Annotated in this window: 31 protein-coding genes; 21 read left to right on the top strand and 10 right to left on the bottom strand. The window is 32.6% G+C overall.

Going from position 1 to position 26,438, the window contains the following annotated elements; all coding sequences use genetic code 11:
* The 6 genes from ACOQOS_RS10695 to ACOQOS_RS10670 all read left to right on the top strand — a co-directional run bounded on the left by ACOQOS_RS10695 (position 1) and on the right by ACOQOS_RS10670 (position 5,169).
* Complete coding sequence (locus ACOQOS_RS10695; protein ID WP_420574958.1) at positions 1 to 1,392, top strand: hypothetical protein; 1,392 nt, start codon at positions 1 to 3, stop codon at positions 1,390 to 1,392.
* Complete coding sequence (locus ACOQOS_RS10690; RefSeq protein ID WP_420574957.1) at positions 1,385 to 2,059, top strand: 4'-phosphopantetheinyl transferase family protein; 675 nt, start codon at positions 1,385 to 1,387, stop codon at positions 2,057 to 2,059. The genes ACOQOS_RS10695 and ACOQOS_RS10690 overlap by 8 nt, the downstream gene beginning before the upstream one ends.
* A gap of 372 nt (positions 2,060 to 2,431) precedes the next feature.
* The gene (locus tag ACOQOS_RS10685) at positions 2,432 to 2,599 is read left to right on the top strand and encodes a hypothetical protein (RefSeq protein ID WP_420574956.1); all 168 of its coding nucleotides are present in this window, start codon (positions 2,432 to 2,434) and stop codon (positions 2,597 to 2,599) included.
* Positions 2,600 to 2,849: 250 nt separating this feature from the next.
* Positions 2,850 to 4,112, top strand: coding sequence for a putative DNA modification/repair radical SAM protein (locus ACOQOS_RS10680; protein ID WP_420574955.1), 1,263 nt, complete (start codon positions 2,850 to 2,852; stop codon positions 4,110 to 4,112).
* Positions 4,112 to 4,882 (top strand): TIGR03915 family putative DNA repair protein, encoded by a 771-nt coding sequence (locus ACOQOS_RS10675; protein WP_420574954.1) that lies wholly within the window; start codon positions 4,112 to 4,114, stop codon positions 4,880 to 4,882. Before ACOQOS_RS10680 ends, ACOQOS_RS10675 begins: the two co-directional genes overlap by 1 nt.
* Before the next feature lie 71 nt (positions 4,883 to 4,953).
* Positions 4,954 to 5,169: a hypothetical protein gene (locus ACOQOS_RS10670; protein WP_420574953.1), complete on the top strand. Its 216-nt coding sequence runs from the start codon at positions 4,954 to 4,956 to the stop codon at positions 5,167 to 5,169.
* Positions 5,170 to 5,204: 35 nt separating this feature from the next.
* On the opposite strand, the gene ACOQOS_RS10665 is transcribed toward ACOQOS_RS10670, so the two are convergent.
* The 3 genes from ACOQOS_RS10665 to ACOQOS_RS10655 form a co-directional block, all read right to left on the bottom strand.
* Positions 5,205 to 6,086 carry a DUF6268 family outer membrane beta-barrel protein gene (locus ACOQOS_RS10665; protein ID WP_420574952.1) on the bottom strand — a complete coding sequence of 294 codons (882 nt, stop codon included), beginning with the start codon at positions 6,084 to 6,086 and terminating at the stop codon, positions 5,205 to 5,207.
* Positions 6,087 to 6,176: 90 nt separating this feature from the next.
* Positions 6,177 to 7,442 carry an FAD-dependent oxidoreductase gene (locus tag ACOQOS_RS10660; protein WP_420574951.1) on the bottom strand — a complete coding sequence of 422 codons (1,266 nt, stop codon included), beginning with the start codon at positions 7,440 to 7,442 and terminating at the stop codon, positions 6,177 to 6,179.
* Positions 7,443 to 7,496: 54 nt separating this feature from the next.
* Positions 7,497 to 7,886 carry a DUF4345 domain-containing protein gene (locus ACOQOS_RS10655; RefSeq protein ID WP_420574950.1) on the bottom strand — a complete coding sequence of 130 codons (390 nt, stop codon included), beginning with the start codon at positions 7,884 to 7,886 and terminating at the stop codon, positions 7,497 to 7,499.
* Between the two features lie 136 nt (positions 7,887 to 8,022).
* On the opposite strand from ACOQOS_RS10655, the gene ACOQOS_RS10650 reads away from it, so the two are divergent.
* The 3 genes from ACOQOS_RS10650 to ACOQOS_RS10640 all read left to right on the top strand — a co-directional run bounded on the left by ACOQOS_RS10650 (position 8,023) and on the right by ACOQOS_RS10640 (position 10,164).
* Positions 8,023 to 8,967, top strand: coding sequence for a hypothetical protein (locus ACOQOS_RS10650; RefSeq protein WP_420574949.1), 945 nt, complete (start codon positions 8,023 to 8,025; stop codon positions 8,965 to 8,967).
* A 72-nt stretch (positions 8,968 to 9,039) separates the two neighbouring features.
* Positions 9,040 to 9,411, top strand: coding sequence for a VOC family protein (locus ACOQOS_RS10645; RefSeq protein ID WP_420574948.1), 372 nt, complete (start codon positions 9,040 to 9,042; stop codon positions 9,409 to 9,411).
* 51 nt (positions 9,412 to 9,462) lie between these two features.
* A complete protein-coding gene (locus tag ACOQOS_RS10640; protein WP_420574947.1) occupies positions 9,463 to 10,164 on the top strand; it encodes a helix-turn-helix transcriptional regulator in 702 nt (233 codons plus the stop codon).
* Positions 10,165 to 10,182: 18 nt separating this feature from the next.
* On the opposite strand, the gene ACOQOS_RS10635 is transcribed toward ACOQOS_RS10640, so the two are convergent.
* On the bottom strand, positions 10,183 to 10,710 hold the full coding sequence (locus tag ACOQOS_RS10635; protein WP_420574946.1) for a hypothetical protein: 528 nt from the start codon (positions 10,708 to 10,710) through the stop codon (positions 10,183 to 10,185).
* A gap of 152 nt (positions 10,711 to 10,862) precedes the next feature.
* Between ACOQOS_RS10635 and ACOQOS_RS10630 the strand changes: the two genes are divergently transcribed.
* The 8 genes from ACOQOS_RS10630 (at position 10,863) to ACOQOS_RS10595 (ending at position 19,421) form a co-directional block, all read left to right on the top strand.
* A complete protein-coding gene (locus ACOQOS_RS10630; RefSeq protein ID WP_420574945.1) occupies positions 10,863 to 11,498 on the top strand; it encodes a tetratricopeptide repeat protein in 636 nt (211 codons plus the stop codon).
* A gap of 103 nt (positions 11,499 to 11,601) precedes the next feature.
* Entirely contained in the window at positions 11,602 to 12,294 is a 693-nt protein-coding gene (locus ACOQOS_RS10625) for a hypothetical protein (RefSeq protein ID WP_420574944.1), read from the top strand.
* 21 nt (positions 12,295 to 12,315) lie between these two features.
* A complete protein-coding gene (locus ACOQOS_RS10620; RefSeq protein ID WP_420574943.1) occupies positions 12,316 to 14,403 on the top strand; it encodes an MORN motif precursor in 2,088 nt (695 codons plus the stop codon).
* Positions 14,404 to 14,420: 17 nt separating this feature from the next.
* The gene (locus ACOQOS_RS10615) at positions 14,421 to 15,035 is read left to right on the top strand and encodes a hypothetical protein (protein ID WP_420574942.1); all 615 of its coding nucleotides are present in this window, start codon (positions 14,421 to 14,423) and stop codon (positions 15,033 to 15,035) included.
* Positions 15,036 to 15,141: 106 nt separating this feature from the next.
* Complete coding sequence (locus ACOQOS_RS10610; protein ID WP_420574941.1) at positions 15,142 to 16,248, top strand: hypothetical protein; 1,107 nt, start codon at positions 15,142 to 15,144, stop codon at positions 16,246 to 16,248.
* Between the two features lie 130 nt (positions 16,249 to 16,378).
* Positions 16,379 to 18,193 carry a sensor histidine kinase gene (locus tag ACOQOS_RS10605; protein ID WP_420574940.1) on the top strand — a complete coding sequence of 605 codons (1,815 nt, stop codon included), beginning with the start codon at positions 16,379 to 16,381 and terminating at the stop codon, positions 18,191 to 18,193.
* Between the two features lie 61 nt (positions 18,194 to 18,254).
* Complete coding sequence (locus ACOQOS_RS10600) at positions 18,255 to 18,905, top strand: response regulator (protein ID WP_420574939.1); 651 nt, start codon at positions 18,255 to 18,257, stop codon at positions 18,903 to 18,905.
* A gap of 270 nt (positions 18,906 to 19,175) precedes the next feature.
* On the top strand, positions 19,176 to 19,421 hold the full coding sequence (locus tag ACOQOS_RS10595; RefSeq protein WP_420574938.1) for a hypothetical protein: 246 nt from the start codon (positions 19,176 to 19,178) through the stop codon (positions 19,419 to 19,421).
* Positions 19,422 to 19,488: 67 nt separating this feature from the next.
* Here ACOQOS_RS10595 and ACOQOS_RS10590 read toward each other — a convergent pair whose 3' ends face one another.
* Positions 19,489 to 19,902, bottom strand: a complete 414-nt coding sequence (locus ACOQOS_RS10590) for a DUF6691 family protein (RefSeq protein ID WP_420574937.1) — start codon at positions 19,900 to 19,902, stop codon at positions 19,489 to 19,491.
* Positions 19,903 to 19,905: 3 nt separating this feature from the next.
* Positions 19,906 to 20,463, bottom strand: coding sequence for a YeeE/YedE family protein (locus tag ACOQOS_RS10585; protein ID WP_420574936.1), 558 nt, complete (start codon positions 20,461 to 20,463; stop codon positions 19,906 to 19,908).
* A gap of 104 nt (positions 20,464 to 20,567) precedes the next feature.
* Between ACOQOS_RS10585 and ACOQOS_RS10580 the strand changes: the two genes are divergently transcribed.
* From ACOQOS_RS10580 to ACOQOS_RS10565, 4 genes are all read left to right on the top strand, one after another.
* The gene (locus ACOQOS_RS10580) at positions 20,568 to 21,167 is read left to right on the top strand and encodes a class I SAM-dependent methyltransferase (protein ID WP_420574935.1); all 600 of its coding nucleotides are present in this window, start codon (positions 20,568 to 20,570) and stop codon (positions 21,165 to 21,167) included.
* Positions 21,168 to 21,267: 100 nt separating this feature from the next.
* A complete protein-coding gene (locus ACOQOS_RS10575; protein WP_420574934.1) occupies positions 21,268 to 21,606 on the top strand; it encodes a winged helix-turn-helix transcriptional regulator in 339 nt (112 codons plus the stop codon).
* The gene (gene nudC / locus ACOQOS_RS10570) at positions 21,596 to 22,501 is read left to right on the top strand and encodes an NAD(+) diphosphatase (RefSeq protein ID WP_420574933.1); all 906 of its coding nucleotides are present in this window, start codon (positions 21,596 to 21,598) and stop codon (positions 22,499 to 22,501) included. Before ACOQOS_RS10575 ends, nudC begins: the two co-directional genes overlap by 11 nt.
* A 17-nt stretch (positions 22,502 to 22,518) precedes the next feature.
* The gene (locus ACOQOS_RS10565) at positions 22,519 to 22,812 is read left to right on the top strand and encodes a DUF1330 domain-containing protein (RefSeq protein WP_420574932.1); all 294 of its coding nucleotides are present in this window, start codon (positions 22,519 to 22,521) and stop codon (positions 22,810 to 22,812) included.
* 66 nt (positions 22,813 to 22,878) lie between these two features.
* Here the strand turns inward: ACOQOS_RS10565 and ACOQOS_RS10560 are convergent, their stop codons facing one another.
* From ACOQOS_RS10560 to ACOQOS_RS10545, 4 genes are all read right to left on the bottom strand, one after another.
* Positions 22,879 to 23,223 carry a rhodanese-like domain-containing protein gene (locus ACOQOS_RS10560; protein WP_420574931.1) on the bottom strand — a complete coding sequence of 115 codons (345 nt, stop codon included), beginning with the start codon at positions 23,221 to 23,223 and terminating at the stop codon, positions 22,879 to 22,881.
* A 176-nt stretch (positions 23,224 to 23,399) separates the two neighbouring features.
* Positions 23,400 to 24,806, bottom strand: a complete 1,407-nt coding sequence (locus ACOQOS_RS10555) for an MBL fold metallo-hydrolase (RefSeq protein WP_420574930.1) — start codon at positions 24,804 to 24,806, stop codon at positions 23,400 to 23,402.
* A gap of 91 nt (positions 24,807 to 24,897) precedes the next feature.
* Positions 24,898 to 25,695, bottom strand: coding sequence for a sulfite exporter TauE/SafE family protein (locus ACOQOS_RS10550; protein ID WP_420574929.1), 798 nt, complete (start codon positions 25,693 to 25,695; stop codon positions 24,898 to 24,900).
* A 72-nt stretch (positions 25,696 to 25,767) separates the two neighbouring features.
* A complete protein-coding gene (locus ACOQOS_RS10545; protein WP_420574928.1) occupies positions 25,768 to 26,403 on the bottom strand; it encodes a Crp/Fnr family transcriptional regulator in 636 nt (211 codons plus the stop codon).
* Positions 26,404 to 26,438 lie beyond the last annotated feature (35 nt).

Genomic DNA, 26,438 nt, shown 5'->3' with positions numbered 1-26,438 from the left:
ATGATAAGCACTACCGAAAAAACAATCCTTTTAGATAAATTTGACGAATTAAAAAATAACGTTGAGGTCACGTTTCCTTCTTGGGTAGATCCAACAGCAAACAAATTACCAAAATTATTGGGAAATTATATCTATCCTGTAAGCTCTTGGCCAATTATCATTAACAAAACCACCGCAAACGAATTAGAACAACTTTGTGTGCGATTGCCAAAATTGTTACAGCAAATACCTGAACTATACTTTCAAAATGACGCAAAAAAAATTGCAAACTATTACTTTGAAGGTAACGAATTATTAGCACAATACGCACTCGTATGTCATGAAAAGAAAATTGATATTGGTTGTCGTTTAGATTTAACACTTTCTGACAACGGTTTTAAAGTTTTAGAAATAAATATTGGTACTTCTATTGGTGGCTGGCAAGTACAAAGTTTTGAAAAAGCTATTAGAAAAAATCATTCATATCTCACTGATTCTAATACAGGAAGACATTTTACGTCTGTAAACACTCAAGAAAATTACCTGAAATTTTTACTTGACAAAATCACAGAACAAGTATCATCTATTCAAGGTGAAGTAAATGTTTTTATGCCCGTTGAAGAAATAGAAGATCCAGAAATTAAACAGAACAGTTTAGACTTCTTCAATGATTTATTACAGGTAGAACTCAAAAAAAGAGGTTTAAAAGGAAATGTATACAGTGATAAAATAGCAGCATTAAAACTAAACCAAGGGAAACTGTGTCTAGGAAATACACCTATACATGGCGTAATTATCATGAATTTAGATGGAGAAGAAGTTCCTGTAGACGTATTCAGAGCATTTTTAATGGATTTGATTTACTTTCCAGACAACTTAGCACTTAACATCTATGCAGACAAGCGAAATTTAGGCTTATTAATAGAATTAGCTGAGCAAGAAAAATTCTCCAAAGAAGACAACGAATTAGTGCTCAAAGGAATTCCTTGGACAGCAGAAGTAAAAAATCGTGAAATTATCTATCGAAAAGAAACGGTAAACCTAGTCTCTTTCATCAGAGAAAATAGAGAAACATTAGTCATCAAATCGGCTCGCGGATATCAAGGTAAAGATGTATTCATTGGTAAATTCTGTTCTGTAGAAGAATGGGAAGAAGCTATACAAATTGCTTTAAAAGAAACCGATTTCATCGCACAAGAATTTAGCGATTCTTCAAACTATCTAGCACCAAACAAACACAACGAATGGACACCGCACAAACTTATTTGGGGCGCATTTGGTTATGGAGATACGTATGGAGGCGTTTGGGTAAGAATGTCAGAGTTAAAAACGGATGTAGGAATCATTAACTCAGCAACAGGTGCCGTAGAAGCGCTTGTATATGAAATGGATGATGTTTTATTAAATGAATAAAATTTTCTACGTTCACATACATCAGGAAGTACATCAAAGACTATTGCAAACCTATCTGCATACGTTTCCTGAAGAAATTAGAACAAAAATACTGCGTTTTAGAAGATGGCAAGATGCACAATTATCACTTTTAGGACGCTTATTATTGCGATATGGTTTAAAAATGTGTCAGCAATCACATTTGGAAGATCAAATTGAATATACAGCATACAATAAACCGTATTTTAAAAACAGTGATGTACGTTTCAATATATCACATTCTGGCGATATTGTAATTTGTGGAATTTCTGAAACAGAGGAATTCGGAATTGATATAGAAGTCATGGACGCCATTACTATAGATGATTTTAAGATGCAAATGACAGACAATGAATGGTTAAAAATATACAATGCATCCAATCAACAAGTTGCGTTTTATGAATATTGGACGCAAAAAGAAGCCGTCATAAAAGCGCAAGGAAAAGGAATGTCGATAGCATTACAATCGTTTGAAATACAAAATCAGATGACTGAAATAGAAAACCGTCAATACGAAGTAAAAGAGTTATTCATTGATACAAACTACAAATGTCATATCGCTTTTCCAGAAACGGCAGTACACAAAGAAATCTCAATACAAAAAATAGATTTGTCACCAAACGCTACATTTTGGAAGGCATTATCCTAAAAAACAATTGCTTTTTAGGACTCGGAATTAAATAAATACGACTGCAAAGGCTTTTAATGTAGCAATTTCATGACTAATTTTAGTCTATCAAATTGAAAAAATAACAAAACATAATCTAAAACAATAGTGCAATAAAGGCATAACAACCTCTTTATTTTATCTTAAGTTTCTTCGTAATAAAAAGTTTTTTTTAAGAAAATAAGGAGTTGTTTACAACAGGAAAACTTCACAGAAATGTGAAGTTTTTTTATGCTCAAAATTACTTTAAACTTCTGTTTGTGAAAAAAAATAATAAAATGTTAAGTATGGTGTTCCCGTAAAAGTTTGAAAAATAAAATAAATACTTTCCAACAAAACCAAAAACTTATAATCATGTTAAAATCAATTTTAAACTTAGAAGGAGTACAAAAATTAAACAAAAAAGAACAAGAAAACATCAATGGTGGAATCCAGTTTCCAATAGGATGTGTACGTCGTTCAGATTGTTTTTTTATTGATAGAGCTTCGAGATGTGTCAACAGAATCTGCGTATTTCTATAAAAACAAGAGCGGACAATACGTCCGCTTTTTTCTTTTTCTTCATCAATATACAATGCTTGTCCTAAGTGTTTTAATGATGAGTTAATGCAATTTTCTCATTAAAACACAGCCTTCGAAAGCTCTTAATAAATATTATTTCAAACATTTAACAGAATATTGTTCACATATGTTTTAAAATAATCTGTTAAAAGTTATATTTGTAGTGTAAATTGTAGGAACTTAACTTTTCAATACAAATAGAAACCTTTTCATGTCTTTCGAACGAATCAAAGAAAAACTCAACATTCTAGCAGATGCGGCAAAATACGATGTATCGTGTTCATCTAGCGGAAGCAATAGAACCAACAAAAACAAAGGTTTAGGTGATGCAACTGGTATGGGAATTTGTCATACGTATACAGAAGATGGTCGTTGTGTCTCTTTATTAAAAATTCTGTTGACGAATCATTGCATTTTTGACTGTGCGTATTGTGTTACGCGAAAGAGTAATGATATAAAACGTGCGGCATTCAAAGTACAAGAAGTAGTCGATTTGACAATCAATTTCTACCGTAGAAACTATATTGAAGGTTTATTCTTGAGTTCGGGAATTTTCAAAAATGCAGATTATACCATGGAACGTTTGGTTTCTGTTGCTAAAAAATTACGCTTAGAAGAAAACTTTAATGGGTACATACATCTAAAATCAATTCCTGGTGCTTCTGATGAACTCATGCGAGAAGCTGGACTATACGCTGATCGTTTGAGTGTAAATATTGAAATTCCAACAAGAGCAGGATTAAAACGCTTGGCGCCAGATAAAAACAGAGAAGATTTTATTAAGCCTATGAAAAAGGTGAAAAATGAAATTATTCAATACAAAGCTGAGAAAAAAATCATCAAAAGCACACCAAAATATGCACCGGCCGGACAAAGTACACAAATGATTATTGGCGCAAGTGGTGAAAATGATTATCAAATCATGACGGCTTCCAATTTCTTCTACAAAAAATTCAATCTAAAGCGTGTATACTATTCCGGATATGTGCCCATAAGTTATGACAGTCGTTTGCCACAAATAGGAAGTGAAGTTCCTATGTTACGAGAAAACAGATTGTACCAAACCGATTGGTTAATGCGTTTTTATGGCTTTCACATTCATGAAATTGTCAATGAAACACACCAACATTTAGATTTAGATATTGACCCGAAACTTTCGTGGGCATTGCGAAACATTCATGAATTTCCTGTAGATGTAAATCGTGCAGACAAACGAATGTTGGCACGTGTGCCAGGTTTAGGAATGACTTCTGTGTATAAAATACTAAACGCTCGAAAATTTCGCCAATTAAATTGGGAACATTTAAAACGTTTAGGAGTTGCGCTCAACAGAGCAAAATACTTCTTAGTGTGTAATTCTAATGCATACGAACGTCGTGATTTAGAACCTTCAAAAATAAAAGGTTTTATTCTTCAAAACTCAAAAAGCAAATTCAGAAACGCTACAAGTAGTCAACTCAACCTATTCGGATAATGGAAAAAGTATTGGTATATGATGGTTCGTTTGAAGGATTTTTAAGTGTAGTTTTTAAAGTATATGAAGAAAAACTACCGCAAGTCGATATTCAGAAATCTGGGCAAGTACAAGCTTCGTTTTTTGGGGAAAATGAAGAAGTAATTACCAATAAATTACATGCTGATAGAGTTTGGAGTGGACTCAAAAAGAAACTAACTTCTTTTGGAAGAAATCATATATACTATTCCTTTTTAAGTGAAATCGATTCAGTTGAAAATACACTGCTAGATTACATTCAGCAAGTATTCAAAACGAAAGAAAATATAGAAAAAGACTTTTCAAATGCCACAGTTTTAAAGCTTTCAAAAATTACCAAAAGTGTTGGACGAGAAAAGCATAGAATGGAAGCTTTTGTGCGTTTCAAACTTACCAAAGATGGCTTGTACTTCGCAAATGTTGCTCCAGATTTTAATGTCTTACCATTGATTGCAAAGCATTTTAAATCACGTTATGCCGATCAAAAATGGGTAATTTATGACATTAAGCGAAACTTTGGTTTATACTATAATTTGACAAACGTAGAAACAATTATCATGGACTTCCCGAAGCATTTCGATTTTACAAAAACCTCTGAAGATTTCTTTGCAGATGAAGAATTCGAATTCCAAGAATTATGGCAAAATTATTTTAAAAGCACCAATATTGAATCCAGAAAAAACATGGTACTTCACGTTCAACATGTTCCCAAAAGATACTGGAAATATTTAAGCGAAAAACAACCTTTTTAATAGTATTTATCATGATTGGGTAATGAATTTTAAGTTTTCTCCCAAGTAGATATAACTTAAAATGATATGTCATGAAAAAACAAAAATTAAAAGCATTAAATCTCAACAAACAAAAAATCTCCCAATTTGAAATCAATCGCATTGCAGGCGGAATGGTTTCTACAAATGAAAAATGCTATACGTTTATGCAACAAACTGTTACTGATTGGTGCTTATACAGCCAAATGGCTTCTTGCTATTCACCATGTGGTAGCATGGATGGAACTACAGGTTGTAATCCAGGATAAATAATACAAAAGCGGACTTCGGTTCGCTTTTTTCATTAAATTTTAAACTTAACGCCAGTTCTCAGATAAATCTTTGCTTTATTATCTAAAGAAAAAATACCGGCTCTACTTTTATTTCGAAGTTCATTATCTGTAGCAAAAATATATGCAGTACGTGCATAAAATTGTAGATGTTTGGTAAAATAATACTCGTATTGTAAACCTGATAATATTAAAGATAAGTTGATGCTTTTTGCAGCTTCTCCATTAATCACTGGAACGTCTCGTTGTAAATTGGATGTAAAACCATCAAGTTGCGCATAAACTTTTAATCGATGTTTTGAAGAAAAATAATATTGCAAATTCGTTTTTGGGATTCCTAAATTATATGACCATTTTGGACTGAATTTTTTATAATAACTGATAAAAGGTAGTGGGAAATTAAATCCAGAATTTCCTTCATAAGAAACACCCAAAATTAATCGTTGCGCTTTGCCGTAAGCTACTTTTCCTTTCTTTATAAAAGCAATAGTTCCAGAGAATACAAGATCGTCAAGACTCAATGCATTTGCGGCTAAATTTGTACTGAAACCAGGTTGAAATCGAATTCCTAAACGCCAATCATTTTTCAAAGGAGTTGTGTAGCCAAAACTAAAATCGAGCAACTGAAAATCGTTTAAATCACGCGTGTTAAAAGGAAAATCGCGTTCAGACTTCAAATGAATATTACTATAATCTAATCCTAAAAATAAAAATGTATCATCATCTTTTAATTTGATAGGATAATTAAATAATGCTCTAAATCTCGAATACTCAACATTTGATTTTGCGTTTGGAATATATGTATAATCTATGCGTGCTAAATCACCCAATTGAGCAAACGCCACTGAAGAAAAAAACAGCAGAAAAAATAAAATGATTCGCGAAAAAAATGGCATGTATTGAGCAATTATTTTTACAGATATTCCGAAAGGTACACTTTCTGATGAAAGTTTTCCTTCTTTTTAAAAAATATTACAAATGCAAAACTATATAGCTTCAATGCTCACATTGTCTCCTAAGGTTTCCACAATGCCCAAAGCAGCAGCATTTCCTGCGATCATGGCAGCATTTAGTGAACCATTAAGTTGTACATCACCAGCCAAAAACACCTGATTTGTCAAACGTGTTTCCGTAAACGAAATATTATATTGAAGTTGCTGTAAATTTGGCAATGCTTTTGGAATTGAATACCTCTTTAAGAAAGTACATGAACTAATTCCACAGTATTTTTTTAATTCTTCTTGTACTTTTTGAATTAAAAAATCATTTGATAAATTATGATCTTTAACGACAGTTACAGATAACAATTCTTTATCACCTTTGGAAGCTGTCGCCAAACTATTATGATAAAAAATATTATTAACGAATAGTGAATTATCAGCAACCAATCCAATTAAAGGTTGCTCAATCGTACGTTTTTCAGTTTCAAAATACAAGATGTCACAAGATTTCCAAGCGGTTTCTTGCGATTTTAGATTTGAAATCAACGAACTTGCTTCTGTGGCTACTATTGTAAAATGACTTTCTAAAACATTACCATTTTCTAGTGTAATTTTTCCATCTTCCACATTTTGTACACGTGTATTAAAGTGAAAAGTAGTCTGTTTTAATGTTGATACAATCTGTTTTGGAATCGCTTCAATTCCAGCTTTTGGAAGTGCAGCAAATCCTTCTCCGAACATTTTATACACATATTCAAACATTCGGTTGGAAGTCTCTAAGTTGGGTTCTAAAAAAATACCACTAAAAAAAGGCTTGAAAAACTTCGAAATCATAGCTTCTGAAAAGCCTAATTTTTGCAAATGTGCAAGTGTTGTTGTTTCTGGTTGATCAAATATTTCAACAAGCGATTTTTGCTTTAATTCTTTATTTAATCGTAAAATTTTTAGTTTATCAGAAAAATTTCCAATACCGGAAAATAATGTAGGAAACAATAAAGAAAACTTTCGCAACGGATCGCCAATTGTTTTCTGTTTTCCTTCAGTGAAAATTGTGGCACCAGGAAGAAAAGTTTGTAAATCGAGCGCATCGTAATCTAAATGTTTTTTTGCAGAAGGATACGCTGTCAACAACACTTGAAAACCATGATCTAACTGATATCCTTTTACAATATCGGTTTTTAAACGTCCACCAACACGATCGGTAGCTTCAATAATAATAGGTTGATATCCGTATTCTTCTAAGGTTTTTGCTGCAATCAATCCGCTAATTCCAGCTCCGACAATATAAATTTTGTACGCTTCTTTTTCCATGACAATTTGATCTAAAAATCATCACAAAAATACGATAAAACAATAGTAACTGTATCAGTTTTCTTTGTAGATTTTTAAATTGTAGCAGCCCCAAATCACAAAAACAATTTCTAAAATAGTTCCTACAGTAAATGCTGTAGAAGGAATTCCGTCTATAAAAATACTTAGCAAACGTCCAGCAGCCAATCCGCCCATAAAAAATACGACAGAATAGGTGGCACTGCGCCAATGTTTTTGAAAATAAACACTGTAGCCCCAATATATACCTAGCGCAAAATAAGAACCCATAATGGCTCTAAACACATGATTGAGATCTGTAGTTTTAACGGAAAAATCAAAAAATAATGGTAAAAATGTATCAGGATACAATCCGTAAGTAGCTCCAACAACCAAAATAGCAGCTGTAGATAAAGTTAAATGTAGGTTTTTTTGAATTTCTTTCAAGGTGGTGATTCGGTTTTTTAGTCTTTTTAAAATTAGTTAAAAAAAATAAATTTACACTATTGTTATAAAAATGAATTGATAAATATTGGTGGATCGTAATAAATTTAAGAATTTGCATCACAGATAAATAATAAGCATGCACTGGAAAATTAAAGCAAGTTTGCAAAAACTATTGCACTTTACAAAGATTGGCGATCAGCTCAATCACATTCCAGCTACGCTCAAAAAAGAATATCATAAAAACGTGTGTTTGTATCAATTTTATGAATGTATTCGAAAATTTGAAGTATCAAACATATCATTAAAGGCAAAAGATAAGAAATCAGCACTCGAAATTGGAACAGGTTATTCGCTTGTGGCGCCTGTTGTTTTATATTTATTAGGTTTTGAGAATATTGTTACGGTTGATATTTCCAAAGATGTATCTATCAAAACGTTTCAAAGACAAATTCAGCATTTAAACAACGAAGAGTTACTTCAAAAAATAGTAACGAATGGAAAGTTTGATCTATCAGAAGTACACCAAAAATTAACCAGTATACAATCGTTTCGAAAACTCGAAGAATTACTAGAGTATTGTAACATTAGCTACATTCCAAAATACACATTAAATGACATAGAAAATGTAACGAATTCATTTGATTATATCTGTTCGCAAGTTGTTTTTGAACATATTCCGCCAATATTTTTACAAGAATTATTTAAAAAAATGAAGCTGTGGCTTACAGAAGAAAGCTGTGCTGTGCATACTATTAATTTTATAGATCATTTTGCAAATCCAGGCTTTTTTCAAGACAAAAATATTTCAGAATTCAATTTTTTAAAATATTCAGATGAAACATGGAAATTTTGGGCAGGAAATGATATTGCGTATACAAATCGCTTGTCGTTTTTATATTACTTAGAACTCTGTGAAGAAAACGATTTAAACGTTGTTGATTTTCAAGGAGAAAATTATAGAGCACATAATCCGTTGCCAAGTGAGCTGATTCATCAAGATATTATTAAGAAATATAAAACACTTTCAGCGGTTGAAGATCTCTGTAAATATCAACGAGGAACATTAATTTTTAAAAAATAAAATACCTCTGACATCATCTGTCAAAGACGCAAATACTTTTGTGGTATCATTAATTTAAAAAATACCAACAACATGAAAAATGCAATTAACTGGTTTGAAATTCCAGTAACAGATTATGAAAGAGCTAAAAAATTCTACTCTGCAATATTAGGAGAAGAAATAATAGATCATCACATGGATAACATGAAATATGGAATTTTTCCATACGATATGGAAAGCCATAAAGTAGGTGGAGCCATTATGCAAATGGAAGGTACAAATCCTTCACGTCAAGGTTCTACGGTTTACTTAAATGGCGGTGATGATTTAAATGTTGCCTTAGGAAAAGTAGAAGCTGCTGGCGGAGAAGTTATCATGCCAAAAACAGACATTCAAGAAAATGGATTCATAGCACAATTTCTTGATACAGAAGGAAATCGTGTAGCTTTACATTCTATGGGATAACAAAAACAACATGTGGCAAATCTCACCTAAGGTTTGCCACATATTCAAATTATGACACAGTTAGCAAGACTCATATCAATATTGACACTGTTACGATCTAAGCGATTGTTAACAGCCACAGAATTAGCCGAAAAATACGATGTAAGCGTTCGTACGATTTATAGAGATATTCGAAAGCTAGAAGAAGCTGGCGTGCCAGTATATACAATAGAAGGTAGAGGTTATAGTTTGACGGATACGTATACAATTGCGCCTGTACAGTTTACCGAAAAGCAGGCAAATGCATTGATTACAGCAGAACACATTATTAGTCAATCAAAAGATGCATCATTCGTCAATGATTTCAAAGAAGCATTGATCAAAATAAAATCAGTGTTTAAAACTTCAGTACAAGAGAAAAGTGAAATACTAAACAATAAAATTCATGTATTTAATTGGAAATTAGAAGAAACAGCAAGCAATGCGCTTTCTGAAATTCAAGTAGCAATTACGAATTTTAACTGCGTAGAAATTAATTATAAAAAAGCAAATGATTATCAAATTTCGCAGCGAAAAATAGAACCTTACGCTATGTATTCTACAGATAATAAGTGGATTTTAATTGCGTGGTGCCATTTGCGAAATGAAATGCGCGCCTTTCGCATAGATCGCATTCAAGATTTTAAAGTTTTAGAAGAAAAATTTGAAGATCGTAAATTTAATATCAGTGATTATTTTGCTACACATACACACAATTATAAAGATCGAAAATAATAGTCTTTAAAAAGTGTATCATTCAAAACAAGGACGATTCCTATAACCATTTCCTGTAACTGTCATTTCGTGATCAATGGTAAACTTGAATATTTCTCCGTCTTTTTCGCGTGTATATTTTGCGTAATCCCAATTTCCTGAGTGTGTCAACTCATACGTTCCGTTTTTCTTTCCATTATATATTTCATTGTAGAACTGCGTAATCGTTGGATATGCACCGTCACTTTGAAAATCTTCTTTTATGTTTTGCAACGGAATGGAATCTTTTTGACCTTTATACTTTACAAACTTTGCATTTCCTTCAGAATCGAAAGCAATGGACAATTGCATAGAAGGTTTGTCATCATTCTTATAACAAATGTAATGATGCGGAATGGCATTAATTTCTTTATTTAATGCTTCAATAGAATTTTTATCTACAACCGAATCTTTTACTTCTGATTGTGTCTCTTTCTGAGTTGTTTCAGGCGTTTTCTTATTGTCAGAACAATTGACAAATAGAAGAAGGCTGAAAAAAGCAAGTATATAAATAGTAGTTGTTTTCATAAAGTTTCAAGTTAAGATCAAACGAAGCGAAATATAATGAATAAGATACAACTTTTCTACATACAAATTCAATTCAAACTTTATAAATACGCAATTCATCGTATTGTTTAAAGTCTTTGAAATATAGAATTTTATATTCTAATTTATTACTGATGAGATATTTATATATAGTATTATTGTTAGGGATATTTTCTTTCGCAAATGCACAATCCGCAAAAGAATTACTCGAAAGTGCTTTGACAAAAAAAGAACAATTAAAATTTCATGAAGGCATTCAACTATGTGAACAAGCTATTGCTATAGATAGCACACTAATAGACGCATATTTTTACAAAGCAGGATTTCATACCGCATTAATTAACAAAAGAAACGCAGCAGAAGATTACAAAAACTACAAAGCGGCAGTTGCAAATTATACCAAAGTGATCACATTAAACCCAAAACATGCACAAGCATTCTTTTATCGTGGTGGTGCACATGATGCCATAGGTTTTTTAGATGAAGCCATGGTAGATTATATAGCAGCTATCAAAATAGAAGAAAATCAACCAGAAGTTTACAATAGTTTGGGTGTTTGTTATGCGAAAAAAGGAAAAGTAGAGATAGCGATGAGTTATTTCGATAAAGCAATTTCTTATGATAAATCTTATGGAAAAGCCTATTCGAATAAAGGAAATATTTATGATATGAAACGCGAAATAACCAAAGCCTGTAAAAACTGGAAGAAAGCAATAACACTTGGGTATACAGGAAATAAAAGACGTTATGAAGCAAAATGCAAACAATAGTAAACCTGAAAAAATACGCAGTTTGTCGTATTGAAATGAAGTATTAAAAAATGGAATTTTGTTACTGTTTGAAACAGTATAACAATCAATAACAATAATGACAATGAAAAAAATAGGAATACTACTATCAGTACTTGCACTATGTGTTTCGTGTGCAAATTATGGAGAAAAGAAAGTCTTTAATGGAACGGAAGTTTACTATAAAGATGGAGTTACAGAAGCGCAAGCAGATAAACTAGGAGAAAGTTTAATAGATTCAAAATTTGCCAATGGCGATCCAAAGTCTGTTCAATTTACCAAAGACGGCGATGTGTATATTTTTAGAATGGTAATTAAGGAAGAGTTTTTAGAAGACAAATCCTTAGAAAGTGTTTTTAACTTCTTTCCAAAAGAACTATCTGACTATATGGATGTACCTGTCGATTTACATTTATGCGATGAAAGTTTCAATACGTTGCGAGTACACAAACTAGAAGATGCTCGAAAAACGATCATGGCAAAAGCTACAGAAATTCGCTATACCAAAAACGTGACACTACAAGACGCAGAAAAACTCAAAGACTTCTTAATAGAATATGGGTTTTCAGATGACAAAAGTGCTAAAACAGTAGAATTAGACAGAAAAGAAGAAAAATACATTTTTAGAATGGTCATTGATAAAAATAGAGTAGATGACAAAGCTACGATAGGATTATTAACATTCTTTAAAGGTGAATTATCAAAAAGAGTATTCAGTAGTTTACCTGTAAAAGTTCATATGTGCGATGAACTAATGAATACGCTAAAAGAAATTTAGAAAACAAACAAAACAGTACAAATGAAACATATAGTAATAGCGTTACTTTTTTGCTTAATATGTCAATTGGCAATTGCACAAAAAATAGACATGGATAATGCACCACGAAATCCAATTGGTTTCAAGCATAAAAAAGAACATTTCTTCTTACGAGGCGATATCTACACTTCTGCAGGGAAAATATTTGATGAAAGTGGAAACTTAGTCTACAACTATGGAACACGCTATTACTATGATACTAATGGAAGAATTAGTGGAAATAATTACGGCGATACTTTCAAGTATGATGCTCGAGGAAATATAATTTCGTTTAGCTACAAAAGCGGAAGTACTACAACGTATAAATTTAACGAAAAAGGATTATTGTCATATGAAAAAAACAGCTATGGAGATGAAAAAATATACACGTATGATGCAAAAGGTAGAGTCGTAAAGGCTACAATTAAAAAGAAAGGGAAGTTAGATCAAGAACGTACTTTTTCATACAGTAAAAAAGGAGATTCTGTTGTGGTAAATATGAATTATACATATACAAACGGAAGAAAAGGATTTAAAGGAGCATCACACTATTTAAGAGGGTTTTTAGTCAAAGAAGTTATAAGCTCAGGAACTTATGACTACACTGTGGAAATAGACGCAAAAGGAAATAAAATTGATTTCTATGCAGCAAACAATCCAAAAGCAAAACACTTCAAAACCTTCAATCGTTATTACAGTGATGCAAACAAACCTGTAAAACTTGAATATGGTTATTACAAAACAAGTGAAAGTAAAACAGCAAAAAAAATAAGGACAATCTATCTAAATGGGCAAAGAAGCTCAGATATTACCATCAACAAAGGAGTGAAACCTAACGAAAAGATAGTCTATGACGGTTTAACAAAAACCTATTATTCGATCTCAAATATCAACCCAGACACCGATACAGTAAATACGCGCATTCCTATTCGTACGGTTATTTCCAAAGGACAAAATATGATTAATTATGCTCATGATGGAAAATTTATCAACTATGTACATGGACAAAATAAAGTGAAATCACGAGACTTTGCCTTCTTAGGTTCGCATATGGTAGACTATCGTATTGATAAAGTGTTTGGAAGAACCTATATAATTCGCAATTATAAGAACATCAAAAGTCAAGCGGTAAAAAACATGGAGCTTTTTACCGTAAACCCAGCATCAATTCTGTACACACGTGAGCTAGAAAAAGACAACTTCTTCGTGGTTGTGAAAGGAAAACATATCGATTACAAAAAAGCACGTTTCGAATATCTATCAAATGGCGATCCAGTTATTTTTCTTGAAGACAAACCATTATATGTACTTACAGGTTTCCGAATGGCAAAAAGCAATGAAATTTTAGAAGGGAAACCATACAATGGAGAATTAGATGATCCACAAAAAGCCGCAAATACAACTCAAAGATCAGAAAGTAGTTATGATTGTGTAAAAGGTGATTGTAAAGAAGGTTGGGGAAGAGTAAAAGTAGGCGAAATCATTACGGATGCAACGTTTAAAAACAATGCTATTGATGGTGTGGCGTACATTACTTATCCAAATGGTGGCTATTATCATGGACAATACAAAAACAATCGCCGTGAAGGTGTTGGTTACTATCAATGGGACAGCGGAACTATATATATTGGTGAATGGAAAGACGGGAAACAACACGGTTTGGGATACACCATGAATACAGAAAATAAAATCACCTCTGCAGGACGATTTGAAAATGGGAAACTAGTCGAAAATCAAGATAGAAGTTATTACGAAAATAAAAAAACAGGGAACTGTCTAGGAAATTGTTCTGACGGGTTTGGAAAGTATACCTATAATAATGGTGATGAATACTTAGGATTTTTCAAAAATGGAAAACGTTACAGTGTAGGAACTTATGTTTGGAAAAACAAGAGCAAGTATACAGGAGCATACACACAAGATGGTGTCAGAAATGGTTACGGAATTTATACATATGTTGATAAATCTGTCTTCAAAGGAATATTTGTCAATGACAGAATTGACGGATTAGGAGTCATGAAATACAACAAAACGGGCAATACTGTACAAGGTGTATTTAATAACAAAGGAGCCAAAATCAGAGAATACTAACAATCTATAAAAAACACATGAAAAAAATTAGTTTCATTCTATCATTAATCTGCTTGCAAATTAGCTTCGTACAATGTCAAACAGAAGAAGAAGTCATTACGTATGAAGTAACACCTGAGTTTTCAAAAAAAATAGACAAACCAGAAGTACATTTCACTGTAAAAATTCCAAAAAGTTTAAAATTTGACAAACCTGTAGAAGGTAAAAAAACACATTCTTACGGGATGATTCAAAAGAGGGATAAAGATAGTATTGTTTCAGAAATGTATTCGTTTGGATATATTACGCTAGATGGACTGTCGCTTGAAAAAGATGGTAAAACATTTATGGAGCAAATTCGTAACATGCTCAAAAGCGGTGGATATCAATTAGAAGAACACACAATAGGAGTATCGGAATTTGATGGCGAAAATTACCTATCACTAAAAGCTGTCGGAACGATGAAAGAAGGACTAAGTGATGAATTTATCGGTCGGTACTATTTCAATGTCATCGCAAAACCCAATCCGTATTCCAAGACACATATCATAATGTTGATGGCGGCAAAAGATAGTGAAGTCTCTGATTTCGAAGATTTCAAAAATAAATTGACAATTTCTAAAGTTTGGAAATCCTTTACATATCTAAAGTGACCTAGTTAATTGTGAAAAAAGACTTGCTTGGAAACGAGTAAGTCTTTTTATTTTATAATGAAATAAATAAACGTTTTCCAACAGAAAGTTCTAAAAAAAAAGTGTGATGATGAAACTTAAAATCTTTGTAGTATGTCTGCTAAATGTTCTCTTACTACACGCAAATATGGCGTCTCCTGTACAAGAAGGAACCTTTGGAACACGTCCTTTTTTAAGTCAATATGTACACATTTTACATGAGAATCTACACATTACCATCGATGAAAACTTTGAATACGCAGACTTCGATATAGAATACATTATCAATGCAGAAAAAGATGGACGTCAAATTCCATTATTATTCTATGCGTCTGAATACTATGAGAACTTTGAAGTAAGTATTGATGGAAAGAAAATAGTACTCAAAAAACAAGAAGATTTTTGGAACTTATATGGTGATGACAAAGAAAAACTAAAGAACTTTCACTACCTATATAATTCAGATCGAAAAGAAGTTGCGGAAATCGAAAACAATTTTCAATACGGTAGAAACGACCGAATTTCTCTGAACGATTTTCTATACTTTGAAACAGACATCACTGCTGGTAAACATAGTATCAAAGTAAGTTACAAAGCTAGCAATTGGCGTTTCAAACACAACCGATTGAATGAAGATAGTTTTCGATATGCATTAGCGCCAGCAAAATACTGGAAATCCTTCGGAACACTAGCAATTACTATTGATGCTACAAATGTTCAAGATAACATAGCGATCAACTTAGGAACTCCAAAAAGTGGAGAAATTAACGGAATTGCAAACTACCATTTTGAAAAAATGCCGTTGGAAATCATTCAAATAACACGCATGCCTAGGCTGAGTAGTTTTACAAAATTCTTACTCAATCTAGAATCGTTTTGGTTGGCACTAATATTAACGAGTTTCATTGTCCTATTCCATGTGTGGCGAATGTACACTTTCCGAAAAAAACACCCTAAAAAGAAAATCTCTACACCTGCAATCATTGGAGCCATAATAATTCCGTTATTGTTTATTTTCATGCTTTTATTGGCTACTTTTGGGATAGATGCTTCCATTGGGAAACCATATGCTAGCGGACGAGAAAGCTATGGAACCTTCTTTAGTTTTCTATACTTTCCAAAGTACTTACTTTACTATATACTATTTTCAATCATCATTGATTTTATCTTCAAAAAGATACATAAGAAAAGTTGATGCTGAGTAATTATAAGACTAAATATACGCAACTCTACGTATAGGAATTTTAGTAGAAAATAAAGAATATTGTTACAGTGAATCATCACACAAAACAGAACCAACCAAAACATTTTCTATCTTTATAAAGATGAAAAAACACATATTCATATTCTTCTTACTCTATTCAGCAGTACTGATGGCACAAAATACAAATCTGTCATCTTCTGAAACCATCGAACTATTTAAGAAATACGAAGAAAAAAGCGAATATTTCAATACAAAAAGAGAGCTAGATTCCATGAAAACGTACTTGGAAAAACTAGACGCATTACTTCCAAAAATCCAAGACTCATCTTATTACTATAGAACTGACTTAATTCGCGGTTCAGTATTAACACGTAGCACAAAATCTGATGAAGCAATGAAAGTGCTATTGAAAGCTGCCGAATTCTTCAAATTACAAAATGATAACACCAACTATTATCGTGCACGTTACAAAATAGGAATCTGCTATTACTATGCAAGTCGTCGTGCTGATGCACAAAGACTCATGATGGAAGTCTATAAAAACAGGCAATATATTAGTGAAGATCTTTCTACAGGTGCATTGGCAAATTATGGCGCTGCTGATATAGAAAATGGAATGCAAACCCGAAACGATTCGCTGTTTCTCAACGCGATCAGGATTTTCGAAAAAACGATTAAAATCAATAAGAAAAATAAAAACTATACCAAAGTCGCTTCCAATTTTAGTCTGCTTGCGGAAGGTTACAATCAACTTGAAAAACGAAAAATAGCACTTCAATATTTAGACAGTGCTATTGTTTACGCTCAAAAAAGTAAAAGTTTAGCGCAGAAAGGATTTGCATTGATAAAAAAAGGACACATACTTACAAAGAATAAACAGTATAAAAAAGCTGAGGTTATATTGAATGAAGCCATTAAAACATACGATATGGCAAGCGATAGTCCTTCGTTACTATATGCATATCTCGAAAAAAAGATTTTGTATACGAGTAAAAAAGACTACAAAGCGGCAAGTTTAATGGGTGATTCTATCTTTGGATTAGCTGTGCAAAATTATGACAAACGTTTTGCTGAGGGAATTTCTGAAATGGAAGTAAAATACAAAACAGCAGAAAAAGAACGTGAAATTTTAGAACAACGAGCCAAACTAGCAGAAAAAGAATTGGCGTTGAAAGAACGAGAATATCAAATTTATGGAGCTTTGGGTTTGGCTTTATTATTCTGTATTTTAGGCTATCTATTCTATAATCAGCAGAAGCTAAAAAACAGGCAGTTAGTTAAAGAAACTAAATTAAAAGATGCACTAAAAGAAATAGAAACACAAAACAAATTGCAAGAGCAACGTTTGCGAATTTCACGCGATTTACACGATAATATTGGCGCGCAGCTATCTTTTATAATCTCATCAATTGACAATTTAAAATATGCTTCCAAAGAAACGTCCAACGAATTCAAAGAAAAACTGAGCTATATAAGTGAATTCACATCTTCAACCATCGATCAATTGCGTGATACAATTTGGGCAATGAACAAAGACAAGATTTCATTGACGGATTTACAAAGTAGAACGCTCGCATTTATTGAAAAAGCAAAAATGGCGAAACAAGATGTGAAATTTAAATTCAACAATGAAGTGGAAACCGAAATAGAATTTACTGCTATTGAAGGAATGAATTTGTTTAGAGTGATGCAAGAAACGATCAATAATTCATTAAAATATGCAGATGCAGATCTAATCGCGGTAGATTTTTCGGAAATCAATAATCAGCTTGTCATCAGTTTAAAAGATGATGGTGTCGGATTTGAAAAAGAAACAATTCAACTTGGCAACGGATTATACAATATGCAAAAACGTATGGACGAAATTAACGCAGATATCGATATCAATTCAAAACTATCTGAAGGAACCAAAATTACAGTGAAGCTACATATTTAATGTGTTAAAAAGTATGCAAGAGTCATCAAAACTAAAATAACAAATCAACAAAAATAAAAGAATGAAACTAAAGATCGCCATCGCAGAAGACAATCATTTTTTAGCCAAAGCTGTGATTGAAAAACTATCTTTCTTTGACGATTTTGTGTTTAAATTTAAAGCTGTAAACGGAGCAGAAATGGTTGGAAAGCTAGAAGCCAATCATAATATAGATGTAATTCTGATGGATATTCAAATGCCAGAAATGGACGGAATCAAAGCTACAGAAATCATCAAGCAAAAATATCCACAAATTAAAATTATCATGCTCACTGTTTTTGATGATGAAGAAAACATATTCAAAGCTATTCAAGCTGGTGCTGATGGATATTTATTGAAAGAAATCAATGCGGAAAACATTCACAAATCCATCTTAGAAGTCGTAAATGATGGCGCACCAATGTCACCAAGTATTGCGCTAAAAGCATTAAACTTACTCCGAAATCCTTTGACAATTACAGAAAATGAAGCTATTGAAAAAGTAAAACTTACCAAACGCGAAACGGATGTTTTATTGCAATTAAGCAAAGGACTAAACTATAACGAAATCGCAGAAAATCTATTCATTTCTTCAGGAACCATTAGAAAACACATAGAAAATACTTACCGAAAACTGCAAGTGCATAACAAAATGGAAGCTGTGCAAAAAGCGAAATCACAAAAGTTGATTTAAAACTATTTGTAACTGCTTTTTATAGTTTTTTCGTCCTTATTAGATATATTATTTCAAGTCTTTAAAGAATAATTCTAGCTCTTTGATTATAAAATCATTCGGTATTTAGTAATGAAGCTTCAAATTGAAGTGTGTATTTTAATTATTTGATTGTGAGGTGTTTATTTGTAAAATTCATTCCTTAAATTCATGAATGTTGACAGGATTTCCTTGGTTTGATGTAATACTCTATCTACATTTGAACCAAGTATAACATTAAAACATTTAATTATGAAAAAGCAATCTTTTAAATTAAAACTAAAAAAAGAAAATGTATCAAATTTAAACGCTATCAAAGGTGGAGGCGGAGCTTACAGTGTGGCCAAGTTTTGTATAGATACATTTACGGCAGTTGGAAACGTTTGCTGTGATCAAACCTATCCAGATTCTCAGATGGAGTGCCGCACAATAACACCAGGTGGAACATGTGCATTTCATTGTAATGCACCAAAAACTCAAATAGGAGAAACGTGCTAATTAGGATTTAATTGTAAATGAAAAGACTGTCTGTAAAGACAGTCTTTTTTATAATTTGTAGCAAAGTCTAATGTGGTAGCTTATCTTTTAACAAGCCGTATACAAAAGTTCCAAAAAGTGAAGCCATAATTACGATAATAATTGGTAAAAACCCTGCGCCAAGTAACGTAAACATTGGTCCAGGACATGCGCCAGCTAAAGCCCAACCAAGTCCAAATAAAATTCCGCCAAAAGCATAACGAGCAAAACTCTTTTGTTTTGGAGGAAAGGTGATTTTTTCGCCGTAAAATGATTTTATTTTAAATCGTTTAATAATTTGTGTGCTAATAGCTCCTAAAACTACAGAAACACCAATAATGCCGTACATATGAAACGCTTCAAATGTAAACATTTCATAAATGCGATACCAAGAAGCAGCTTCCGATTTAAACATGGTAATTCCAAAAACGATTCCTATCAATAAATAAATAAGTGTTCTCATAATTTAAAATAGTAAGGGGAAAATTAAATGAATCATAGTCAATCCACCAATAAAAAAACCAATAACGGCAATTAATGAAGGTAACTGTAAATTACTCAGTCCAGAAATAGCATGACCGGAAGTACAACCGCCTGCATAACGTGCGCCAAAACCAACAAAAAAACCGCCGATAATCAAAAGTAAAAGGCTTTTAAAGTCTGAAAAAACTGCCGTAGAAAATAACTTCTCAGGCAAATAACTTTTACCTGCATTTTCAAACCCTAATGATTGTAAATTAGCAATAGTATTTTCATTCAAAGCTACGGAAGCATCAATTGTCAAAAAATGATGTGCAATAAAACCGCCAATAATAGCACCTAACATTACAATTAAATTCCAACGTTGTGCTTTCCAGTTAAACTGAAAAAAGTTTGCTTTATTTCCGGCGCCGCAAATACTACAAATAGTTCGAAGGTTGCCAGACATTCCAAAATTTTTCCCAACCATGATTAATAAAAACATAATCAAAGCAATCATAAAACCTGAAACATACCAAGGCCAAGGTTCATATATCAATTCCATAAATAACAATCATTTTCAACAAAAAAAAGAAAATCATAGCACGCAGAAAGTAACTTTGGTTACAGAGAAGATAAAATGTATAATTGTTTTTTTATTTTAGAGGAATGAAGCAACAACTTTTGACTGAAATTCTAGGAAACGCAGATATTTATTTAATCGATCAAATTTTAAAAGATCGTTATCAAATAAACGATTTGATTTTTGATGCAGGTTGTGGAAGTGGAAGAAACTTGCACTATTTTAATCAAAGTAATTTCACTTTTTTTGCGATTGATATCAACGAAGAACACATCAAAAATCTTCAAGAAAAATATCCGAAACTAGCTCAAAATTTTAAAGTGGCTGCTTTAGAAAAAATTCCTTTCGCAGATACTACTTTTAATCATATTTTGTGCAATGCGGTATTACATTTTGCAAAAAGTGAAACACATTTTAAAGCAATGTTTTCTGAATTGGTGCGTGTGCTCAAACAAGGAGGAAGTTTATTTATACGAATGACTTCAGATATTGGTATTGAAGGAAAACCAACACATTTACAGGATGGCGTATATTTCTTGCCAGACGAATCTCAACGGTTTTTACTTACGCGCAATTTACTCAAAGAAATGTTGTGTACACATCAACTGTCCTTATTAGAGCACGTAAAAAGTACCAATGTTAGCGATTTGAGAAGTATGACAACCTTAGTGCTGACCAAAAAATAGTAGCATCTAATTAAGTTTTTTTGAAATAAAATTAATTTCTATTTTTTATTTGCTACACATTGTGTAGCTTTGCTGCTTAAAATGTAGCAAATTTAACTTTATGGCATTACCAATTCCAGGAAAACCCGTTAGAGGCTCGAAATCAGGAAACCATTTAATGGCACTTTTTGATCTGTTAGGAAGAAGTTGGGCTATGGGAATCATTTGGAGATTAAATGAAGGTTCTTGTACGTTTAGAGCCTTACAAGATCGATGTGAATCTATCTCACCAACAACGCTTAATAGAAGAATAAAAGAACTTACCCAAGCTTTTTTGATAGAAAGAACAGTAGATGGTTATGCGCTTACCGAGCAAGGTAAAGAAATCTTTGAACTATTGGAACCACTAGAATCTTGGGCTAGAGGATGGGCAACTAATTTTAATTCAGATGAAACATAAAGAGCAGTTTTATAGTAACAAAGATTTCAATAGAGCTGCTGAATTGCGAGAAGTAGTTACAGACACAACGAATGTTTCTTTTATTCCAATATTTAAAGGAGATTTTTTTGTGACTAAAGGTGAAGTTGGAACTGTATTAATGCAAGTGCCGTTAGAATTAGTTGCACATACAAATAAGCATTATTTTTTAGGAGTTGTAGCAAATCAAGAAGTTTGGTGTGTTGATCTTTCTGAGATAACGTATGAAATAATTACGCAGTATATTCAAAATGTAACATTGCTTTCTGTTCGTGACTGTTTACATCTTATTAATGAGCAAGATGCATCTTTATTAGCGTATGCAAAAGGACTTGTTTCTTGGCACAATACACATCAATTTTGTAATAATTGTGGTGCTTCAACCGTGATAGAGGAAAAAGGACATCGAAGAAAATGTACAAATTCAACATGTGGAATTCCTCATTTTCCAAGAATTAATCCTGCAGTAATTGTATTGATAACTTATAATGGAAAAAATAAACCGCCTTTGTGTTTATTGAATATGCATCAAAAAGATTATGGCTATATGTGCTCGCTGTTTTCAGGGTTTTCAGAAATAGGAGAAAGTTTGGAAGATACTGTTATTAGAGAAATGAAGGAAGAAGTCAACGTAAGTGTAAGTGACATTACGTATGTTGCTTCACAACCTTGGGTATTTCCAGCATCCATGATGTTAGGTTTTACAGCAAAAACTAAAAGCAAAGAATTTACAATAGATAATAAGGAAATAAAGAAGGCACAATGGTTTTCAGCAGCAGAAATAAAAAAACTAGTACAAGCTGAGAAACTTGTAATTTCTAGAAAAGACTCAATCTCTCATTTCATAATTACAGAATGGGTCAAACAAAATAGTTAAACAGTTATAATAAAAGTATGGGAAAAGTAAATGTAACAATCGTAGGAACGATTAATCCAGAAGGCAAAGAACAATTGTCACATTATATTGAAAAAGTAGGAGATCTTTATAAAAAAGTAAATGCAAAACCTGTGAATAAATTTAAAGTTACAAAGCCATTAATTGGCGAGTACACTCCAAATATTGTTTCTATTATGGAGTTTCCAGATATGGATTCATTAAATGCAGTTTTTGAGAGTCAAGCTTATAAAGAATTGATTCCCTACAGAGAAAAAGCATTCGCTAAGTTAGAAGCTTACATTAGTGAATAATAAAAAGAGTATTAAAATTATAGCGACTTAAGTTGTATACTTAAGTCGTTTTTTGTGATGATATTTTTATTTCCAAGCTTTATAACCACCTTTTAAATCATAAATTTTCTTGAAACCAATTTGAACTAATTTTTTAGCTGCTCGTTGACTTCTATTTCCTGATCTACAATACAAATAAATAGGTTCTTCTCTGTTGAAACTAGCAAAACTTTCGTTGAAATTTGCACGATCAAAAAAGTCGATGTTTTCGGCATTTTCTATGTGTCCAGATCTATACTCCAAGCCAGTTCGAACATCTATTAGTTGAACGTTTTTGGAAGCTATTGCTTCTTTGAATGTAGTAGCATCAAGAATTTCTATTTCGTCAGAAGGTTGCGTTTTATTTCCAAATAAAGAATTTAAAAAAGACATAGTATTGAGATTTAGGGAACTTTAATTTTTGACAAATGTAGTTGTAGAGTTTTTAATGCACAGTGACTTTGGTTACAAAATCGTTTTTTTGTGAAATATATCGAGTACAGCTGATCGGTTTTTCATCATACCAAACTTTAAACATCTTCTTTTTCAACTGCACTCGACTTGTATTTTTACAAAGTAGTAGGACATACAAATTCTGAGACAGGAATTTCAGTTTCTTTAATTGCTTTAAAACCACCTTCTACATTAATCAAATTATGAATTCCTCTACTTTTTAAGATAGAAGCAGCAATCACACTTCGATATCCGCCAGCGCAATGCACAAAAAATGTATTGTCTTTAGGAAATTCGGCTAAATGATTATTTAAATAATCTAAAGGTGTGTTTTTTGCTTCTAAAACATGTTCTGATTTGTATTCGTTTTCACGTCTTACATCAAAAATTGAAAGTTTTTCATTGAATGATTTTTGAAATGTTTCTACAGAAATAGAACTAATGGAATCGTACTCTTTGGAAGCTTTTTTCCAAGCGTTAAATCCGCCTTTTAGATAACCCAAAGTTGTATCAAAACCAACTCTTGATAATCGCGTGATCGTTTCTTCTTCACGACCTTCAGGAGTTACCAATAAAATTGGTTGTTCAATATCTGCAATCAAGGCGCCAACCCAAGGTGCAAAACTTCCATCTAATCCTATAAATATCGATCTTGGAATATGACCTTTTACAAAATCGTTTTGATGACGAACATCTAACACAATGGCGTTAGTTTCGTTTGCAATAACTTCAAATTCTGTAGGTAAATAAGCTGTTGTGCCACGTTTTATAACTTCTGATACATCATCATAACCTTCTTTATTGAGCTTTACATTGTCTGGAAAATAGCTTGGTGGCGGCAACAAACCATCCGTTACCTCTTTGATGAATTCTGCTCGCGACATATCTGCACGTAAAGCATAATTCACTTTCTTTTGATTGCCTAAGGTATCAATAGTTTCTTTCATCATATTTTTTCCACAAGCAGATCCAGCTCCATGCGCAGGATATACAATAACATCATCTGCTAAAGGCATGATTTTTTCGCGCAAACTATCGTACAAATGACTTGCTAAATCTTCTACAGTAATTTCACCGATTTTTTGTGCCAAGTCTGGTCTTCCAACATCACCTAAGAATAAGGTATCTCCACTAAATAATGCGTGGTCTTTTCCGTTTTCATCTCGTAATAAATATGAAGTACTTTCCATAGTATGACCAGGCGTATGTAGCGCAATAATAGTTATATTTCCTAAAGGAAACGCTTGATTGTCTTTGGCAATCACTGCTTCAAACGAAGGTTTTGCATTGGGTCCATACACAATTGGCGCGCCAGTTTTTTTAGCGAGTGTTACATGTCCGCTGACAAAATCTGCATGAAAATGCGTTTCAAAAATATATTTAATTGTAGCGTTTTGTTGTTGCGCTTTGTCAACATACGGCTGTACTTCTCGCAAAGGATCAATAATAGCGACTTCTCCATTACTTTCTATGTAATATGCGCCTTGTGCAAGGCAACCTGTATATATTTGTTCTATCTTCATAAGTAGTAATTTTTAGATGATATAAAATTACGAAGACATAGAATGGTACACAGTAACTTGTGTTACAGAATGTTATTTTTTTGAGGGTTGTTTATTGTTTTACAAAGAACTCCATGTAGAAAATAAAGATAGCCATGACAAAGATGAAATAACCGAATCCTTTTTTGAGTTTTTTTCCATCAATAAAGTTTCCTAAGTAGCTTCCGATGAAGATTCCAACTAAAGAAATAGAAGTAAAAATAGTTAAGAATTGCCAATCGATTTCCATCGTTATCGCATCTCCCAAAAAGAAACCTAGTAAAGATTTAAACGCGATGATAATTAGAGAAGTTCCAACTGCGACTTTCATTTCAACATTAGCCAATAATACCAATGCAGGAATGATTAAAAAACCACCACCAGCACCAATCATTCCAGTAATGGCACCTACAACCAAACCTTCTATTAAGATTAACGGATAATTATAGGAGACTTTCCCTGAATTTGTTTTCTCTTTTCGTTCTTTAAGCATTGATAAAGCTGCAGGAACCATAAGAATAGCAAATAAACCAAACATACCCATTCTACGTGTAAATTCGAAGTCGCCAACTGTAAATAATGTATCTGGTAACGCAGGAACAACATAATAACGAACAAGTGAAACACCAACAATGGCAGGAATTCCGAAAACGATTGCGGTACGCCAGTCAACAAATCCTTTAAAGTGCTGTTTGAGTCCACCAACTAAAGCACTTGTTCCAACAATAAATAGTGAATATGCTGTAGCTATTTTTTCGTTTACAGAGAATAAATATGCAAGCACGGGAACAGCTAGAATAGAGCCGCCACCGCCAATAAGACCAAGTGAAATTCCAATAACCAAGGCACTAACATAGCCAAGTATTTCCATAGTTGTTTTAGATGTTTGTCAGTGCAATGTTATAGTTTATGCAATGAGCTGGCAGTAACAAAAGTTACATATTCAGGCTAAATTTATGATTTTAATATGATTTCTGTGCAATTCTATACGTCCCATTTGCTCTAATTTTTTTAAAAGCCTTGATATTACTACTCTGGAACTGTGTAAGTCATAAGCAATTTCTTGATGCGTATTGTGAATTGTATCTGTTTTGTTGATGCGAATTTTTTCTTTTAGATAGTTTAGAAGACGTTGATCCATTTTTTCAAAGGCAACACTATCTAGAATATGCAATACTTCATTGAGTCGTGTATGATAAGTTTCAAACACAAAATCGCGCCATGTTTTATACTTGGCAGTCCATTCTTCCATTTTTTGTACAGGAACCATGATGAGTTTAGTGTCTTGTTCGGCAACCGCTTTGATTTCGCTTTTGGTTTGCCCAACGCAACAATTCATCGTCATAGAACAAGTTTCGCCGCTTTCTAGATAATACAAGAGCAATTCATCACCTTCTTTGTCTTCGCGCATTACTTTGATAACTCCAGAAATTAATAATGGCATTCCACGTACATAATCGCCAATAGACATCATGGTAAAACCTGCAGGAATTTCTTTAAAAGTTCCTACTTGTGCAATTTCATTGAGTAAATCTTCTTCAAAAAGGTGTCCGTAATTGTCTTTGAGTTCTTGAATCATGAATGGCTTTTTTGGACTTTAATGATTTTGTTTTC

Source organism: Kordia sp. (assembly GCF_965224175.1).
Classification (GTDB): domain Bacteria; phylum Bacteroidota; class Bacteroidia; order Flavobacteriales; family Flavobacteriaceae; genus Kordia.
Note: the sequence above shows the minus strand (reverse complement) of the source record. Positions and strands in the feature narration are given on the sequence as shown.